Here is a 15,849-nt window from a genome sequence, read left to right as displayed (position 1 = left end):
TACGTACGTCGTAACGAGGACAGCGAGGAGTCCGATAGTCCCAAGAATACGGGCTATTGGGAACTCAACTAACGGTGGCATATCGCGGTGCAAGATAAAGGTTTCAGCGGTAAGTCCACCGATAATGAGAGCAAGTACAGTAGCCCATAGCCACATTATCGCGTACCCGAGCTCATCTAGATGGCTCTTTTTCACAGCATGACCAAGCAAACCCAGACCAGCCAAAACTGGGACGATGAGAAAAACACGAACTGGACGTAGTACGAGAAGACTAGCACCGAGAGTGAGCGCCCAAAAGTACACGAGAATCAAGAGTATGAGCTTAATCGAGCGGGGACCACTCATATCCAGTCAATAGTCCCGAGGGCAGTTAAAATATTCTGCAAGGAATACGATTGCTGTCAATTCAATTAACTTGCATTCCCACTTACCGATTCAGCCGCCCCACTTCCAGCACTTGTTCTGAATAAAGAAACCGCGCTAGGCAACTACTGTTAGGAGGACACTGGTTTACGTAGGAGGACTACGAGAAAGACGGAGAACATGAGATCCATCTAGTTCCTGAATACACCTCACTGGCCGTGTTGAATCGCCATAAGGCGTCGGATTTTACTGTTTCACGGCACGCTTGATGTTGTAGACGACACACATCAGAGCGATTTCACGGAACTCACGATACCAGGAACGCGCTCGCACGGCGAAGCCGAGCGAGCGCTTCACTGCCGAATTGACGGTTTCGGTCATTGACCGCTGATTGTAGCGATCTTCGTCAATACGAGCGTTGTGCGCGTGGTCGTACGGAGCAAAGATGCGGTGCTTGATCAGCGGACGAATGTCGAGGTCACGCAACGCGGTGCGGAGCGCGTTCTTGTCGTAACCCTTGTCCGCGGCGAGACTGAGCAGATCGCCCGCGTTCCGGCGGGCGATCTGCGCACAGAGGTCGGCATCACTTCCTTCACGGTTGGTCGAGCAATGCACGTCAAGGATGGCTTGCGTGTCTGTATCGACGAGTTTCGTGACTTTCAGCTTCTGCACACGGTAACTCGTTCGCTGACAGTAGTGGCGGCTCGCGGCGGACCGTTCGTAGAACGTGGCGTCAATAGCGCCGTGTTTCGAGGGGTCGTGCAACTGCGCCGACTGGCGCAGTAGCACTCGACAGACACTCATACTCATCTCATCGAACGCCTTACATAACGTCGATGGGTGTGGGAGATCGGCCGCGCTGAGGCCGATTTCCCCGATTATTTGTGGCATCTCCTTCAGCAGGTCGATGGTCATCCGGTAGGACGTATCGAGGTAAATCCGGAGACAATGGAGGGAAACGAACGCATAGTCGGCGAATCCGCCGCCTCCTTCCGGAGCGGCGGATTCGTCTCCATCGCCAGTAACGCTTTGAGCGACCGGGACAATTTCTCCAGTGAAGCGGGAGATTTGGGTCATAGGCAACCGGAATCTCCCGCTTCAACGCCTTTGATTTAGCGACCTGTACCGACGCCGTCTAGTGATTCAACACAGCCGAGTGAGGTGGTAGGGTCAGTATCGTAGGCGTTCTGGATTCTAGTTCGCGGTTCGGAGCAGTTGCGAATATCGTTGAGTCTGCCGCAGAACGGGGTGGGAACGGCTGCTCCGGTGTTTTAGACCTCTGATTTAGGTCCGGGTGTTGCCCCGATAGCTCCGGAAATAGTGGTGTGTGGGGGTGGGGAAGATTCGGAAGTGGTGGTGTGTGGTTTGGAGGCTGAGGGGATGGTGGTAGGGTCGAAGCATTCTTTCGTTAGCATAGTATACTAACGAGTGTGGCGAACGCCATCAAGAAGTCCGGCGACGGCCTCGCTCTCCAAATTACTCGATCAGCACGAGCAGCGACACTCGTTGCCGAAGACGACAACAACACAGCAACCCGACTAGCCAAGACACGAATTCACGCCTTCGAAGGCCTTCTAGTCGCCGTCGACGTCGACCGTGTTCCTGATGATGTCGAAGCAGACCTTGTTGCGACGGCTGCCACCGATACCAACACGGCGTATCGAGCGGTCACAGCAACCATCCAAATCGCCGGCAACGGCTACCAACTACAACTTCCCAACGCTGTCGACGCTGGTCTCGATGAAGGAGACACTCCAACAGTCACAACCGCACCAGGCGTCCTCATTATCGCGCACAACGAAACGGACACCGGGATAAATTCGGTTCGTGTTGGTGAGGATCTTGCTACGATACGTCGAGAACAACACACTGAGGCAAGTCGGTAGCTGCAAACCCAGGAAGTGGTCTCTAGTTAACGTATATTTTCGTAAAGAGTGTTCGACCCTAGTGATTCGTCCACCTTCCGAGGTGCATGTGGCGCAACATGTATCAGATGAGGGCCTGTACTGGCGAGTATGGCAGCTGAAGAACCACCCGAGGAAACCAAAGTCAGTGACCGAGGAATGGTTACTATCCCAGCGTCGCTCCGTCGGCGTCTCGACATCGAGGCCGGCGACAAGCTCCGCTGGAACGTCACCGAGAAAGGTGACCTCACCGTTGAGGTCGTCCGACAGCGCTACGGCGCGTTCGAAGATGACGATCTGCAGGCTCCGATGGGTGGTGATAGCCTCGAAACGCACGACCTCGCCGGCCACGAAGAAGACCCTGCGTTCACGGAGGACGCCTGAATGGCGGTCGCCGTCGTCGATTCAAATATTCTCATCGACTACAAGGATACGACCCCGAGCGGCCGCCACGAACAGGCCGAGGGCATCATCCACGCCATCGACCGTGGTGACCTCCCGACTGCTCGAATCACGAACTACGTGCTGTTGGAGTCTCTGAACTGGATTCACGAACGCCAGCGTCACGATATAGCGGTAGACCTCCGGGATCGACTCTCAGAGTCAGCAGGCTTCGAACTGGTTCACTCCGCTCAGAAGGACTTTCACCGTGCGGTGGAGCTCTTCGAGACCTACGACGAATTCGCGTTCGGTGATGCGACCCTCACCGCGTACATGGAACGAGAGGGAATCGAGTACCTGTACTCCTTCGATGACGACTTTGACGTCATCGAGGATATCACCCGGCTGGAGACACCCGATAATCCACACAATTGACCTGCTACGAGAGGACGATGTCGACCTGCGTTCGGCCTGGGAATATCACTCTCATCTAGAGTGTTCCCACCCTCTGCGTGCATCACGAGCGATGTAGGCGGGGTTGGTTTTCGTGGTCGGCGTCGTATCTGGCGGCGAACATCTAAGATGGTGGGCTGTCGGTATCTGGAATGATGACAGACGGACAGTTGCAGTTCCGGGATACGCTACTCGTCGAACGTGTTGTGAACGCCTTTCACTTCGATGTGCTTGCGGAACGTATTCCGGGGTTGCAGGTGTATCCGCCGTATCTCTTTTTGGTTGTGTTGTTGGTCTGGGATTTCGGTATTATGAATACGGTTATTCACGTGACTGGTGGGCGTCATATTTTTGCGATGACGCCGACTGCGGTTGCCTCTATTCCCGGGTTGTTGCTTGCGATTGTGGGGATTCGGTATATGGCGGATGGGTATGCGGAGGCGCTGGCTGATCTCCGGCTGCCGGAGCGCCAGGAAATTCCTGATGTTGCATCGTTCGAGCAATTAGTCTCAAATCGCGCGAACGCTCATGTGTAGCATATTGTTGATTTCAGAGAGTCGCTTTGACAGCGTGTTTGAGTGCTTCTCGACCAGATTTTCTGAAGAGTTCGCTGCGTAGCTGAAAGGCGCGGAGATACTGTGTCAACTTGTCCTTCGAGACGCCTCGATGCGGCGAGAGCCAGCGTCGCGCCAGCGACGCGTGGCTCTCGCACGTGTTCACGTGGATGTCTCCATCAGCGTATTCGCCGTCACCGTGGACGACGTATTTGCGGGTGAACTCGTCGTCGTCCTCAAGCGGGTCGTATGCCCGAAATCCGTCGGTGTAGACTGTTAGCGACTCCTCCTCGTGGTCAGCGAGGAGGAGTCGCACCGTCGATTCGTCTGCGGATTTCGCCGGGACGACGTACCGCTGTCCCGTTCCACGGTCAACGATGGTGAAGACGGGTGGTTTGTCTCCCTCGTACGAACCTCGTCCGCGCGTGGACAGGCCACGCGAGCGCGACGGTTGGTCGCGCTCGCGGCCTTTCAACCCCGCAGAGACGTACACTTCGTCGATTTCGACCGGTCCAACGAGGTCGAGTTGAGGCGCGTCGAGCGCTCTGGTGAAGCGCTCGACGCGCCGGTGCATCGTCTTGTAGGTCACATCGATCTCTCGCTGAAGTTGGCGAAGACTCGTATTGAACCGTAAGAACGCGTAAATCGAGAACAACCACTTGCGGAGCGCAACCTTCGAGTGAGCGAAAATTGTGCCCGTCTTATCGTTGAACGTGCGGTCGCAATTCTTACAGAGATAGCGTTGAAACGCCCCATAGCTGCCGTTCTTGACCGTCCGGTCAGAACGGCAGCGAGGGCAGGAAACGCCGTCACGCCAGCGCACCTGTTCCAGCAGGTCCGCTGCGAGCGATTCCGAGCCAAACACATCGAGCGGAATCATTCGTGTCGGACACCGCTAGCGCGGTGTCCTTGCTCTCTTCGATTCCAGAGCGACAGCTGAACTGAATCAACAATCTCCTACAGAAGAGCGTACGCACCAAACGATCTTCGCTGATAAACAAGGCGGCTGAGTTGGTATAGCTCGGGGCAAGGGAATCACTCACCCTCTTTCCCAAGTGGGATTCTCGATATTATTCCCCGGCTATACTCTTCTTTACTCTCGAAGGTAAACCACGTCGTAGCAACGAAAGAGGCAGCGGCGAGCGAATCCGCATCCGCAGTAAGCGCTATAAAGACCCACGACGCAAAGACGATGGCGAGCCCACTCAGCCGTCCATGGTTTTGCTCGTCGCGGTTGAATACCAGTACTGCGCCGACGCCGTTGAGCCCGGCCGCCACTAACGATAGCGGTGGCTCGAATCTTGCAAATCCGAAGAAACTCCCCAGATAAGCCCCCACTCGACGACCTGTTGTTTGATATCTGGCTTCGGCATTCAGTACCCAAACACACTCTCCTTATTTACCGGCGTCGCTTGTCGGTCGTAGGAGAACGACGGATGGACTCAGCCATAGAGACGCATCTCAGTCGTTCCGCCAATTCCGGGCAGATCGTAAACGACTACAGGTATCATCTATTGAGCTACGCACCGGGCTGATCACCTCCGAAACATACGGAGGAAACTCAATTTCCACCGATCCACGGAATCGTTTTAAAAGAAATCTCGCCCCCTCTACTCAGACAGTTTTTCACACTCAGTACATCACAAAGCCGCTTAGTTAGAACGTCTGCTTGCTGAAGGTGTGTCTACGACCCAGCAAGCAGACAGTGAGATTCACGAGGACCAGCTCCTTAACTTCCTCGTCAACTGCCTTGACGAGGAAGTTTCTCTCAACCTCGCCAACAACGCTGAAATCGGTGCAGAGGACATCTACGAGGTCCTCGTCGGCGCGACCGCCGACGGGACCTCGATCTCGACGCTGTGCAACTCCAGTGAAGACTCCCCATCGGCGAACACGATTCTCTATCATCTACGGACGAAGTTCGAGCCGGAACGGCTCGAACGCGTCGCTAACACGCTTCTTCGCCGAGACATCGTCGAACTGCTCCCCGAGCAGGTGGAGGTCTGCGCAGACCTCCACCTGCGGCCCTACTACGGTGATGAAGACGACACGGAGAACCTCTATCACTCGGAAGCCAAGCGTGGAACCACCGCATTCCACGCCTACGCCACACTCTACGCGCGTGTGAAGAACAAACGCTACACGCTGGCGGTGCGCCGTCTCGAAGACGGCGACACCGCCAGCAGCGTCCTCGCTGAGTTCCTTGGTGTACTCGACGGCCTTGACACCGAGGTCAAGGCCGTCTATCTTGATCGCGGATTCTACGACAGCAAGTGTCTCACGCTGTTACAGACGCACAACTACGCCTACGTTGTCCCGATCATCCGGTGGGGTGAAGCGATTCAGCAGGAACTCTCGGAAGGGTGGAGTCGCGTCATCCAACACGATCTGACGGGGAAACTCGACGGTCACAGCTGGACCGTCGAGTTTCCCGTCTACATCGACTGTACGTACCTGAACGGACGGTACGACGAGCACGGCGTGGCGCGTCACGGCTACGCCGCTGACGCGCCGTTCATCGAGAATCCACGCGACGCTCGATACCACTACTCGAAACGGTTCGGTATCGAGTCGAGCTATCGGTTGTCTGAGCAAGCGATAGCGACGACAACGACGCGAGACTCCACGGTGAGACTGCTGTACGTCGTGGTGAGTCTGCTGTTGCAGAACACGTGGCGGTATCTGCACTACGAATACGTGGCGACGCCGCGCCGAGGCGGGCGTCGCCTCTGGTGGTGGCCGTACAAGGAGTTCGTGAATATGGTTCGACGGGCAGCGTGGACGGCCCTCGCGGTGCGTCGGGCCGTCCCCGCGAACCGGCCACCAGACGACCGGTTCCACCGGTAGTCACCCACCGAGTACGGCGTCTCCGCAAGTGGCAACGCTGTCGCGTCGGCGGCTGAGCGCCGCCGACAGCGACAGCTCCGCCTTCGATCAGCGTTGCTCAACCGTGATCGACGACTCACCACAACAGAACAGATGGCTCAAGTCGGATTAGCCGGCGATGCTTTGTGAGGTACTGATTATTCAGGCGGGAATAACGTGGGTAGCCCAACCATTCAGAAGGCTGCAGGGTTGCTTCAGCGCCGTGATATCGATGGTGTAGTTGTTGTCACAACGTCAGGGTTCACGGATGAAGCTCAAACGGTCGCGTCAAATCGTGGTGTACAGCTACTCCATTCTACATCTAACGGGAGGTTGAACAGTTCTGGCATAGCAGGTACAACATATGAGAGTAAGAAAGCAGAAGAAATCGGGCCCGGAATAACGTGGGAAGAGCGGGAAGAACGGGGCGGCAATTAGCCACCAGAAGTTAGGTGTCCACACTGTGGCGAAGTGTTTCGACGTACTGGGCGGCTTGCATATGTTTCCCATTAGGAGAGCTCGGGATGGATGTTCACTGAGACTATTTTATTAGCCTCGTTTCTGGAACGTTGCGAAATAACCGCTGGTGTCGTGGCTACTCAACGTTGACGGGATTCTCAAAGTCCTCACGGTAGCAGAGTCAGGACACCAATAACGTCGTGAAATAATGACCGAGTGCTGTATAGATTTTCTGTACTGATCGAGTTCCAGTTACAGTTCGCCGTCTGACTTGGTGTCGAAAGATGACGCTGACTCGAAGCTAGTGAGGTCGTCTATCCGCTGTTCTAATTCTTGGATTTCTTCCTGTAGGTCTTCGGTGTCCTCGTCGGTGGCAGCTAATCGATCTTTGAGCCCTTGGAGACGCGTCTCTTTGCTTTCCTCATCGACTTCAGCTTTCCGAACATATTCACTCTCCTCGATTTCATAGACGTCTGATTCTGAGAGTTCCGTCACCTCAAGCGCATCATCTACCTTGCTGGGATCTACGCTTGTCACACGTTCACGGTCAATCCCTGCGTCTTCCAGTACGTCCAGTACGTCCGCATCTTCTTTGAGTGACCGATTTCGCCGTGAGGTTCGCTGGACAGACCCGTACTGCCCGGAGACAGGTTGATCGTGATGGAGCTGGTCGAGTAACACACTCCGCACACCCTGACGGAGATCATTCGCGTTTCGCTGTACGTCGGAGAGTAGTGTATAGAGGTTCACCAACGCAGGAGTGTCTACCGATTCAAGATTAGTTGGGTCGTTGCGTTCGAGCGCATCGATAAGCAAGAGTGCGTCGGAGTAGACGGAAATATCGGGCTCCTCGCGGTCGTCTCCATCTCTCTCCACCTCGTGAGCATCGACTAACGGGGAACTCGTCGGGGATTCACTTTCCGAGAGCATTCCCTCGCGGTCGTCAATCTCAAACCGCGGGTGCAAGCTCAGGACAGTGGCGTAGGGTTCGGCATCAGGGGGAAGATTGTCGAGTTCAAAGCTACTCCAACCTTCGGTGACGTGATCGTATAGAGTCTCGAACTGCTCGCGGTGGAGTGGAACGGTACCATCATCTTCTCGATACTCAATGAGAATACGGTGTTCTTGCACGTCTGTGAGTCGGAACGGTTTGCGAGAGAGCGGCGTGAGAAGAGTTGCGTCCGGTGGCAGTTCCTCGGCGTTTTCAAGCAGGTTGTGCCAACTCGCGCTGAATGTCATATCGTGGTATACTCCACCAATAATCAAAAGCTCACGGATGAATTTGTCAGAGATGGCGCAGACAGCTCTCCTGATCGGTAGATAGGCCGTCTGTGCTGAGCGCTCCCTGTCTGGTGTGGAAAGCCTTCTATGACACCCTCCACGACTGGCAGATCCGTATCACTGAGAGTCCCACGAACGGAGCCAGATTCGAAATTCTTGGCGTAGAAACAGTTATTGAATGGAACATCTGTACTTAGCGGCCTATACCCGAATCGATTAGCCGTTGAGGGCCTCACCAGCGCCACACATTTCCACCCGCTATTTAAGTGAGTTGTCCGAGAAATACTCTGTATGAGCACTCTGGCGGACACGATCCATATCGAGAACGTCGTTGCATCCAGCGATATCGGCCAAGAACTCGCCCTCGACCAACTCTCCACAGACCTTCCCGGCGCGGAGTACAACCCCGAGGACTTTCCTGGAATCGTCTACCGCCTCCAGGAGCCGAAGTCAGCCACGCTGATCTTCCGCTCGGGGAAAGTCGTCTGCACCGGCGCGAAAAGCGTCGATGACGTTCACGAAGCCCTCGAGATCGTGTTTGAGGACATCCGCGAGTTAGGCATCGATGTCGCGAGTAATCCGCCGATTGAGGTGCAGAATATCGTCTCCAGTGCCGATCTCAAGCAATCGTTGAACTTGAACGCGATTGCGATCGGTCTGGGGTTGGAGCAAATAGAGTATGAACCCGAACAGTTTCCTGGCCTCGTCTACCGCCTTGAGGACCCCGACGTCGTCGTTCTCCTCTTCGGCAGTGGGAAACTCGTGATTACCGGTGCAAATGAATCTGAGGACGCACAGTCCGCACTGAAACACGTCGAAGACCGCCTCACTGAACTCGGCCTGCTTGAGTGAGTCCACGGAGCTATCAAGCGACTACCACGCGAAGGGGGCAGTGTTGCTGGAGTGAGTGACACCCATGTTGAACGCTGGAGGCGGGCTGTTACTCGCTGATGTTGACGTACTGGGTTTCCCAGTCGCGTCGCGCAGTAAGCTCGCGGCGGCCACGCCGGGTGAGCGCATAGGAGTTTGTGCGCTGGTCTAGCTCGCCTTTCTCAACCAAGCCCTTGTCAACGAGTGTATCAAGATTCGGATAGAGCCGCCCGTGATGGATTTCGGATTCGTAGTACTCCTCCATTTCAGCCTTCACAGCAAGCCCGTGTGGCTCATCTAACCCGCCAATGACGTACAGCAGATCACGCTGAAACCCCGTCAAATCGTGCATACACCCTAGTTCACGGTAGAAAATATAGGCCTTCGGAACACCTCGACCGTAGTACCTTTGCTATGAGCGGCGCAACTAGACAGGAAGACTGCTCAGAGCCCTCGTCTACCTAGATCAGCCACAGACGACACGCCTGTTGGCAGTCGCTGGTACCAGATAGCCTCTTGGGAGATTAGCGACCTGACTCGCCGTCAGATGACTGCCACTTATTCCCACACGCGTGGATGTTTCCTGCCAGCAGCCGGCGGCCCGGAGCACTCTCGTCTCCCCCCAGCTGTACGCATCCACGCCAACGTAGTGGTCGCTGGCTTCCCGTTCTCAGTAGGTACGTGAGGAAGGGGTATCAGGTGGCGGGTGTGGAGCGTGTGACAACCTCCGCGGCCACCAATCACGACCCATCAACCCGCACAGATAAGCGTACTGGGGCAGCTATTACGCCTGATAACACTGGTCGGGGTTCTCACTACTGTCTCGACGGTGGCCCACCTAGGGCTACTCGTTGGTCCGCGCACGCAACCGCTCGTCGAGGACGGTCGTCGCCAACGACTGCTCAATCGGCGACAACGCCTCACCGCTAGCCAACGCCTCTAGATAGCGTTCTGAGGGTCCAGAGACTTCCCCGAGGCGTTTGATAGCGGCTTCCCGTCGGTACGGGTCGACGGACTCGTCAGTTGCCACCGCTAGCAGGTCCCTCGGGTCCACTGGCAACGCTCCACTGTCCGCGGTGTCTGCCTCTCGCTCTGCCATCGTGTCTCCTGTTTCCCGTCGCCAGTCAAATCTGTTTCCACCCCCGCTCTTGTGGCGGAGTTTGTTGGTAGCGAACTCTCGTCTCGGTCTGGGTCAATCGAACCTTCGGTAGAAACGGTGACACCCCTGTTCGGTCCCGTCCACCAGTGAGACACAACGACAGCGAAATCGCCGGAAGGCTCTCCACCAACAATCCTCTACAAAAAGCGTTTTACAAATCTGGGTGTTGCAATGCGATTGCCGGCTACTGTCGAATGAGAGCTGTAAGTCTCCGTTCGACAATATCAGCCGGCCAAGATGGGTCGATCGTGTCACGCGCAACTCCGAAGGTTTCCACTGTCCCGTCTACGGGGGTTGTCGAGTGTTCTTGCTGCTCAAACAGGTACGAGTAGGCCGTTACTTGAAGTTTGTACCGCCGTTGGGTCTCTGCCGTTGGCTTCGTCAGTGTGATCTTCACGTCGGACACATGCTGCTCGCCTGAGGGTGACTCGACGACGAAATCGCTCGTTCCGTGGACCTCAATCTCAACGTCGTTGTTCGTCACGAGGCCATCGATTGGTCTCTCCACGGTAACTCGCTCGGCCCGCTGGATTCGCGCCCATAGATCTGACGCGAGGAAGTCGTCCAGTACCTCCTCTTCGAAGAAGGTGAACAGTTCGTCGCGTTCATCGTCGCCGATCCGTTTAGCATGGTCGTTCAGGATGTCGTCGAACACGTGTCGAACCTCGTCGCCGGCGTTGCGGAGTGTGGGTTCCGGTACGTCACGGTCGACGAGTGTGGTCAGTACCTTGTGTAAGCAGGAGCCGATGTCGTCTGGGCCGAGGGTGTCGAACCGGAGGGGGACGTGGTCCGGAACGTCGTTCGCGTCTGTATGTAGGGCGTTCCCGAGGAGGTGGTTGAGTACGTGTGTGTCGGGGGCTTCGGTGAGTGGGTACATCGTACTCGGGTTGACGAACCGTGGCACCCAGGGAGCGAGATCCGCGCGGCACGGGGGGTTCACGGCGACGTCGTCATCCCGGGAACGGGACGTATTCCGCCATGTTGCATCCAGGGCGACGTCGTTGACGCCGACGTCGAAGGAATGCGGTTCTGTATCAACCGTGTACGTCCCTGTCTGATCGCCGGTGAAGTTGAGGGCGTCTCGAATCGTGTCGAGCCACCGGTCACGTGGCCGTGGTTCATAGGGGCGTGACCGTGGGAGTGGGACAACGAGGTGGTCTTGTGCCCGTGTGAGAGCGACGTACAGCAGTCGCCATGCTTCTGCTCGCTTGTTCGCCGCCGCTCGGACGAGTCGGTCGGGACCGAGCAACGATGTCGGGTCTGCAGCGTCCTCGATATTATTACACCAGTGACTTGTCGTCCATCGTAATCCGACGTCGCGGTCCCACTGGTTTTCTGGCTCGTACAGTCCGTTGGTGAACGGTGGGAGCGACACGTCTTCGGGGGTGTCGGTGTTTGTTGGTGGCCTGAGGGCGTTGATACTGCCTTGAGAAATGAAGCGTTGCGCTTGTGGCCCGTGCTTCCAGAGGTCGAAGCCAGGATTCGCTACGACTATGACGTCGTCTTGGTCGCCTTTTGCGTCGTGGATTGTCCGAAATTCCACATCGTGGCTTGTGTCAGCGGTGCTTGGCTGGTTCGGGCCCAAGTGGGCCTGTTGGCGGAACGGGTCGATCAGCTCGGAAAGTTCGCGTAGGTCTATGTGGTCGTCCGTTTCCCACTCTTGGAGGGTATCAACGAGTGCATCGAGGTTGGCGACTCGCTGTGCCGGGGTGATGTCGAAGCGTTCGTGGGGGTCTGCCCGGAGAGCAAGCGCCTTGATGATGTCCTCGACGTATGTTCCAGCAGGCTGCGAGAAGAACCGTTCACGCCGGTTGCGGAGCTCGATGAGACTGTTAAGGATGTCTTGGTGGGCGTCCGTGAGTTCGCAGTCGCTGAGCACCGCATCAAGGCTCCAACAATGTGTTTCGAAGGCAGGTTTGAGCGACTCAAGTCCGAGACTCGACTCCGTGACAAGCTGGCGAGTCTGTTCAGGGTCAGCCGGCTCGACTAACCATTCACACACATCGAGTACCGTATTCACGACCGGACATTCGAAGAGGTTCTCACTCGCTGTCCGCACGCTCACATCTTCCTCGTCAAACGCGTCCTCGTACTCGTCCATTTTCGCCGACCACCGGAACAACACGGTGATTCCGAGAGGGGCATCGTTGTCGTCAGTGAACGTTCCGTCTGCGAGCCCATTGGCAATAAGCGTTGCCAGCTTCGCCGCTTCCCCGCTCTCCTCGTCAGGATTGACCCAGGTAGTTGAATCAGGATGTGCCGGAATTGGGTCGAAGGCCGCGATATGAATACTCGAACCAGTCGTTGAGTCCCGACTCGCTTCGAGCCCCGGATATCGGACATTTACGTCGCCGAGGTTTCCACGGGCAGGATCTGTGAGTGTCGCCTCGGAGATTTCGTTGATCGCACTAGCGATGTCCGGAACACATCGGTACGTTGTTGTCGCAGTCCGATGCTCGTGAATATCCCAATCAACTCCTAAATACTCGCCTTCGTCTGCCGCGGTCTCGAAGAGAGTTGGGTCAGCGTGCCGCCAGCGGTAGATGCTCTGGAGGAGATCTCCAGCGCAAAACACCCGCGTATTGGATGTCACTAGGTGCGAGAGTGCCGCGTGCTGGATCGCAGAGACGTCCTGCGCTTCGTCGATAATCAGGCTCCGAATCCGCGTGTGATACCGCTGTTGGATGCGGGATCGCTGAGCGTCATCAATGTCATCGAGTCGGCCAGCAAAGTACGCGTCGACGAGGTACGCAACATCCGTGTGTGACACAACCTCCTCGTCACGGATGGCATGCCGGTACGTTCGCCGGTACGTCTCAAGGACCGCGCAGAAGTCGTCGACTCTAGCACGCCAGGCGTCGTAGAGACGCGCATCTGCGTCACAGATCGCGTCGAGCTCCTCATCGCCAATATCGTCGTAGGCATTCTTGTCAACGTCTGCGCCGACATAGCGTTCGATTGCGGTGATGATGTCACCGAACGAGTCTGGAGCGCCGTCCGGGTAGGTGTCGTCAACGGTCTGTTCGAGACCAGTCCGGAACTCATCGGTTGAGAGTCGGCGGTTTCGGCAGTACCTGACCGCAGTCTCAAGCATCTCGGTCATGTCGTCACCGTGCTCACCAGCGGGGTACGCAGCCTCCAGCCGCGCCAGTCGCTGTACGATGTCGGAGTCCTCCTGAATACGGCGGTAACAGGTGGTATGCAGCTGTTTCTGTCGAGCGGGGTTTCCGACGGTTGGCATCTCCTCGAAACCGATGTCGGGAGCGATATCACTCAGCACGTCCCGAAGGACACCGTCAATCGTTCCGACGAAAGGAGCGTGTCTGATTCGCTGAATCAGGTATTCCAGTTCCTCGTCAGATACATCGTTCGCGGCGGGGATCAGATCGTGTTCGACGAGTTCTCGAAGCCGGGTACAGATGTCCGGGATGAGATTCTCCGCCTCGCTGCGGTTGAATGAGATGACTGCGACTCGCTGCTCGGGTGTTGGATCCCCCGCGACATACCGACGAAGGATGTCCTCTGCACCGATGTGGTCGGAGACCTCAGACTTCCCTGCGCCCGGAACGCAGTTGAGCGTGAACAATCCAGACTCATGTTGGAAGTACGCATCACGAATGGTTCGTTGTGCGTTCCGCAGTCGAATCGGCTCGTCACTTGGCATTGGTCTCCTCCTCGTTGAGCATCGCTTCGACAGCGTCTGGGAGGTCTCGGCTGGGACTCACCAGTCGTCGTCGCTCATCGGCTGGCACGACCTTGGTGTTCAACTGGTCCAGTAACGGAGATGGTCGTCGCTCGTCACCAGACGTGGATTCGGTGTGGCGAGTCACGACCAACCCGTCTCCAGCGGCCTGCACGGTGTCAGCAAACTGGTCACGGTCTCGGCCAGTCGTCCACGCCGTCCGCGGTGCAAGCGCTCCTGTACGCCCTTCTCCCCGAAGGATTTCTTCCTGAAGTTCTGCGGGAACAACGCTCTCCGGTTGGGTCGGCCACTCACCGTCCACTAATCCAACGGCGATGACGTACGGGATGTCCAACAGCCAGATGTCGTTCGCTTCGAAGACATCCACGGCATGTGCGTTCGAGTGTTCTCGTCGACCGGGTCGCTGGGTTGCGATCAACTGACTCAACTCCGCGACGCTACTCCATGACTGGTCAAGCGATCCTTCATCGAGGCGGTCAGCGTACTTATAACGAAGTTGCTGGATGAGCGTTTTCACGCGAATGATTGCTCGCGCGTCCCGTTCTGTCTCAATAAGCGCCGGGCAATCACGCGTTTTCGTCACCGGCAGCCCGAGCTCCTCATACCGGTCAACAACACTGAGGAGGCGATCTGTGACTACAGTCGGCGTTGGCTCTGGACAGTCGGTGAGCCACGTAATGTACGTCATGAGACAGTCATCTCTCTCCTGAGTTGTGGCAAGATCGTCCCGCCACGCTTCGAGTGTTCGTGGTTCATCTGGTAGCTCCTGCATCAACCGCTGGACTGTCTGTGAATCAAGTGGCCACGATGATGACGGCGATGTTTCCGATGGGGGACACCAGCGATGTTCGAGTGGGCGACATAGGACCTCCCGAGACACCTCCTCCGCGCCCAGTACGTCGCAGACTGACTCAATGAGTGCGTATGGCCGCGTCTGGGTTACTCTGAGCTGCACCCAGAACACGGGCGCAATCCCGTACTGGATCGCAGCCCGATACAGTGGCTCCTCGTACTGGTCCATGTCGCGTGCAACCACAGCGATGTCACGGACCGGCACGCCAACATCACGTAACGTGGCTACAGTCGCCATCACGGTTCGCGCCTCCTCACGGCGTGTCGTCGTCACCACCTCCGCAACTGGGACATCAGCGCCATCGAGTGGCTCAGCAAGGGCGAGCCGACCGGACGCGGTCACGACTCGAACACCACCATTCCTGGGCTGGCGACGTCGAACAACTCCGAGGCCCGCTGAGTGAGGTATGAGCCAGTCCCACGCCGGAAATGGACGTGCACCGGCACGGCCACCGACGCCAGGACGGCGTGCAGGAGGTCAATGTAGGCAGCGGGAACACTGCTCACACCAACTAGTGATACACGCTCGACGTCTGGAAACGCGTCTTCCCAAATCGCACCATCAGTCGCAAGGAGCTCTCGCGCCGCGCGGCGAACGAACGCCACGTCAGAGACCGACGTCGATGTCGATGTCACCTGGCGGAGTGCCTGTTCGATACTGACTGCGGCGTCAAGCAGCTCAGCGCCATCCGCATTGATCGGCGCTTGAAGCCCACCAACGACATCTTGGACGATGTTGAGTCGCCCCGGATGGAAGCCGGTCACAGCCTCAATCTCCGTCCGAATCTGCTCAACACTCTGTGGCTCCGACGGCACAACCGGTGACGCGATCGACACATCCTCGTCCGACAGTATGGAGCGAATCATCGATAAACGATCGATGCGGTCGACCGTCGTTGTCGGCAGGCCAGCGACGTCAAGGAGCTGTTTCCCAACTGTTGTCGGGTCGCTGAATTGGAAACTTGTTTTTGGGGTCTGGGATTCTCGCAGTCTGCGTTGGATGTT

General features: G+C 56.8%; 16 protein-coding genes. 7 read left to right on the top strand and 9 right to left on the bottom strand.

Annotated features, from left to right (window positions below; all coding sequences use genetic code 11):
- Positions 1-609: 609 nt before the first annotated feature.
- The gene (locus LT974_RS16420; RefSeq protein ID WP_232590706.1) at positions 610-1,440 is read right to left on the bottom strand and encodes an IS5 family transposase; all 831 of its coding nucleotides are present in this window, start codon (positions 1,438-1,440) and stop codon (positions 610-612) included.
- 353 nt (positions 1,441-1,793) lie between these two features.
- Here LT974_RS16420 and LT974_RS16415 point away from each other — a divergent pair, with 353 nt between their 5' ends.
- The 4 genes from LT974_RS16415 (at position 1,794) to LT974_RS16400 (ending at position 3,637) form a co-directional block, all read left to right on the top strand.
- Positions 1,794-2,249: a hypothetical protein gene (locus LT974_RS16415; RefSeq protein ID WP_232590705.1), complete on the top strand. Its 456-nt coding sequence runs from the start codon at positions 1,794-1,796 to the stop codon at positions 2,247-2,249.
- A gap of 129 nt (positions 2,250-2,378) precedes the next feature.
- Positions 2,379-2,651, top strand: coding sequence for an AbrB/MazE/SpoVT family DNA-binding domain-containing protein (locus LT974_RS16410; protein ID WP_232590703.1), 273 nt, complete (start codon positions 2,379-2,381; stop codon positions 2,649-2,651).
- Positions 2,652-3,083: a type II toxin-antitoxin system VapC family toxin gene (locus LT974_RS16405; protein ID WP_232590701.1), complete on the top strand. Its 432-nt coding sequence runs from the start codon at positions 2,652-2,654 to the stop codon at positions 3,081-3,083. It begins immediately after the preceding gene.
- A gap of 170 nt (positions 3,084-3,253) precedes the next feature.
- A complete protein-coding gene (locus LT974_RS16400; RefSeq protein WP_232590699.1) occupies positions 3,254-3,637 on the top strand; it encodes a hypothetical protein in 384 nt (127 codons plus the stop codon).
- Positions 3,638-3,650: 13 nt separating this feature from the next.
- Here the strand turns inward: LT974_RS16400 and LT974_RS16395 are convergent, their stop codons facing one another.
- Together LT974_RS16395 and LT974_RS16390 are read right to left on the bottom strand one after the other, a co-directional pair.
- Positions 3,651-4,535 carry an IS1595 family transposase gene (locus tag LT974_RS16395; RefSeq protein ID WP_232589891.1) on the bottom strand — a complete coding sequence of 295 codons (885 nt, stop codon included), beginning with the start codon at positions 4,533-4,535 and terminating at the stop codon, positions 3,651-3,653.
- Positions 4,536-4,690: 155 nt separating this feature from the next.
- A complete protein-coding gene (locus tag LT974_RS16390) occupies positions 4,691-4,933 on the bottom strand; it encodes a hypothetical protein (RefSeq protein WP_232590697.1) in 243 nt (80 codons plus the stop codon).
- 402 nt (positions 4,934-5,335) lie between these two features.
- On the opposite strand from LT974_RS16390, the gene LT974_RS16385 reads away from it, so the two are divergent.
- Positions 5,336-6,502 carry an ISH3-like element ISH27-2 family transposase gene (locus LT974_RS16385; RefSeq protein ID WP_232590394.1) on the top strand — a complete coding sequence of 389 codons (1,167 nt, stop codon included), beginning with the start codon at positions 5,336-5,338 and terminating at the stop codon, positions 6,500-6,502.
- A 195-nt stretch (positions 6,503-6,697) separates the two neighbouring features.
- Positions 6,698-6,958, top strand: coding sequence for a restriction endonuclease (locus LT974_RS17980; protein WP_408611742.1), 261 nt, complete (start codon positions 6,698-6,700; stop codon positions 6,956-6,958).
- A gap of 273 nt (positions 6,959-7,231) precedes the next feature.
- On the opposite strand, the gene LT974_RS16380 is transcribed toward LT974_RS17980, so the two are convergent.
- Complete coding sequence (locus LT974_RS16380; RefSeq protein WP_232590695.1) at positions 7,232-8,218, bottom strand: hypothetical protein; 987 nt, start codon at positions 8,216-8,218, stop codon at positions 7,232-7,234.
- 333 nt (positions 8,219-8,551) lie between these two features.
- Here LT974_RS16380 and LT974_RS16375 point away from each other — a divergent pair, with 333 nt between their 5' ends.
- On the top strand, positions 8,552-9,112 hold the full coding sequence (locus tag LT974_RS16375) for a TATA-box-binding protein (RefSeq protein WP_232590693.1): 561 nt from the start codon (positions 8,552-8,554) through the stop codon (positions 9,110-9,112).
- A gap of 88 nt (positions 9,113-9,200) precedes the next feature.
- Here the strand turns inward: LT974_RS16375 and LT974_RS16370 are convergent, their stop codons facing one another.
- From LT974_RS16370 to LT974_RS16350, 5 genes are all read right to left on the bottom strand, one after another.
- On the bottom strand, positions 9,201-9,482 hold the full coding sequence (locus LT974_RS16370; RefSeq protein WP_232590691.1) for a PadR family transcriptional regulator: 282 nt from the start codon (positions 9,480-9,482) through the stop codon (positions 9,201-9,203).
- A gap of 492 nt (positions 9,483-9,974) precedes the next feature.
- A complete protein-coding gene (locus LT974_RS16365; protein WP_232590689.1) occupies positions 9,975-10,229 on the bottom strand; it encodes a hypothetical protein in 255 nt (84 codons plus the stop codon).
- Between the two features lie 244 nt (positions 10,230-10,473).
- On the bottom strand, positions 10,474-13,953 hold the full coding sequence (locus LT974_RS16360; protein WP_232590687.1) for a UvrD-helicase domain-containing protein: 3,480 nt from the start codon (positions 13,951-13,953) through the stop codon (positions 10,474-10,476).
- Positions 13,943-15,187 carry a PD-(D/E)XK nuclease family protein gene (locus LT974_RS16355; RefSeq protein WP_232590686.1) on the bottom strand — a complete coding sequence of 415 codons (1,245 nt, stop codon included), beginning with the start codon at positions 15,185-15,187 and terminating at the stop codon, positions 13,943-13,945. Before LT974_RS16355 ends, LT974_RS16360 begins: the two co-directional genes overlap by 11 nt.
- Positions 15,184-15,711 carry a hypothetical protein gene (locus LT974_RS16350; RefSeq protein ID WP_232590685.1) on the bottom strand — a complete coding sequence of 176 codons (528 nt, stop codon included), beginning with the start codon at positions 15,709-15,711 and terminating at the stop codon, positions 15,184-15,186. Before LT974_RS16350 ends, LT974_RS16355 begins: the two co-directional genes overlap by 4 nt.
- Positions 15,712-15,849: the final 138 nt, after the last annotated feature.

Source organism: Halobacterium noricense (assembly GCF_021233435.1).
Taxonomy (GTDB): Archaea; Halobacteriota; Halobacteria; order Halobacteriales; family Halobacteriaceae; genus Halobacterium; species Halobacterium noricense.
Note: the sequence above shows the minus strand (reverse complement) of the source record. Positions and strands in the feature narration are given on the sequence as shown.

What these genes read in the sequence shown, in the direction of transcription:
- LT974_RS16420 (WP_232590706.1), bottom strand. Translation starts at nt 1,440, where the DNA reads ATGACCCAAATCTCCCGCTTCACTGGAGAAATTGTCCCGGTCGCTCAA.
- LT974_RS16410 (WP_232590703.1), top strand. Translation starts at nt 2,379, where the DNA reads ATGGCAGCTGAAGAACCACCCGAGGAAACCAAAGTCAGTGACCGAGGA.
- LT974_RS16405 (WP_232590701.1), top strand. Translation starts at nt 2,652, where the DNA reads ATGGCGGTCGCCGTCGTCGATTCAAATATTCTCATCGACTACAAGGAT.
- LT974_RS16400 (WP_232590699.1), top strand. Translation starts at nt 3,254, where the DNA reads ATGATGACAGACGGACAGTTGCAGTTCCGGGATACGCTACTCGTCGAA.
- LT974_RS16395 (WP_232589891.1), bottom strand. Translation starts at nt 4,535, where the DNA reads ATGATTCCGCTCGATGTGTTTGGCTCGGAATCGCTCGCAGCGGACCTG.
- LT974_RS16380 (WP_232590695.1), bottom strand. Translation starts at nt 8,218, where the DNA reads ATGACATTCAGCGCGAGTTGGCACAACCTGCTTGAAAACGCCGAGGAA.
- LT974_RS16375 (WP_232590693.1), top strand. Translation starts at nt 8,552, where the DNA reads ATGAGCACTCTGGCGGACACGATCCATATCGAGAACGTCGTTGCATCC.
- LT974_RS16370 (WP_232590691.1), bottom strand. Translation starts at nt 9,482, where the DNA reads ATGCACGATTTGACGGGGTTTCAGCGTGATCTGCTGTACGTCATTGGC.
- LT974_RS16365 (WP_232590689.1), bottom strand. Translation starts at nt 10,229, where the DNA reads ATGGCAGAGCGAGAGGCAGACACCGCGGACAGTGGAGCGTTGCCAGTG.
- LT974_RS16360 (WP_232590687.1), bottom strand. Translation starts at nt 13,953, where the DNA reads ATGCCAAGTGACGAGCCGATTCGACTGCGGAACGCACAACGAACCATT.
- LT974_RS16350 (WP_232590685.1), bottom strand. Translation starts at nt 15,711, where the DNA reads ATGATTCGCTCCATACTGTCGGACGAGGATGTGTCGATCGCGTCACCG.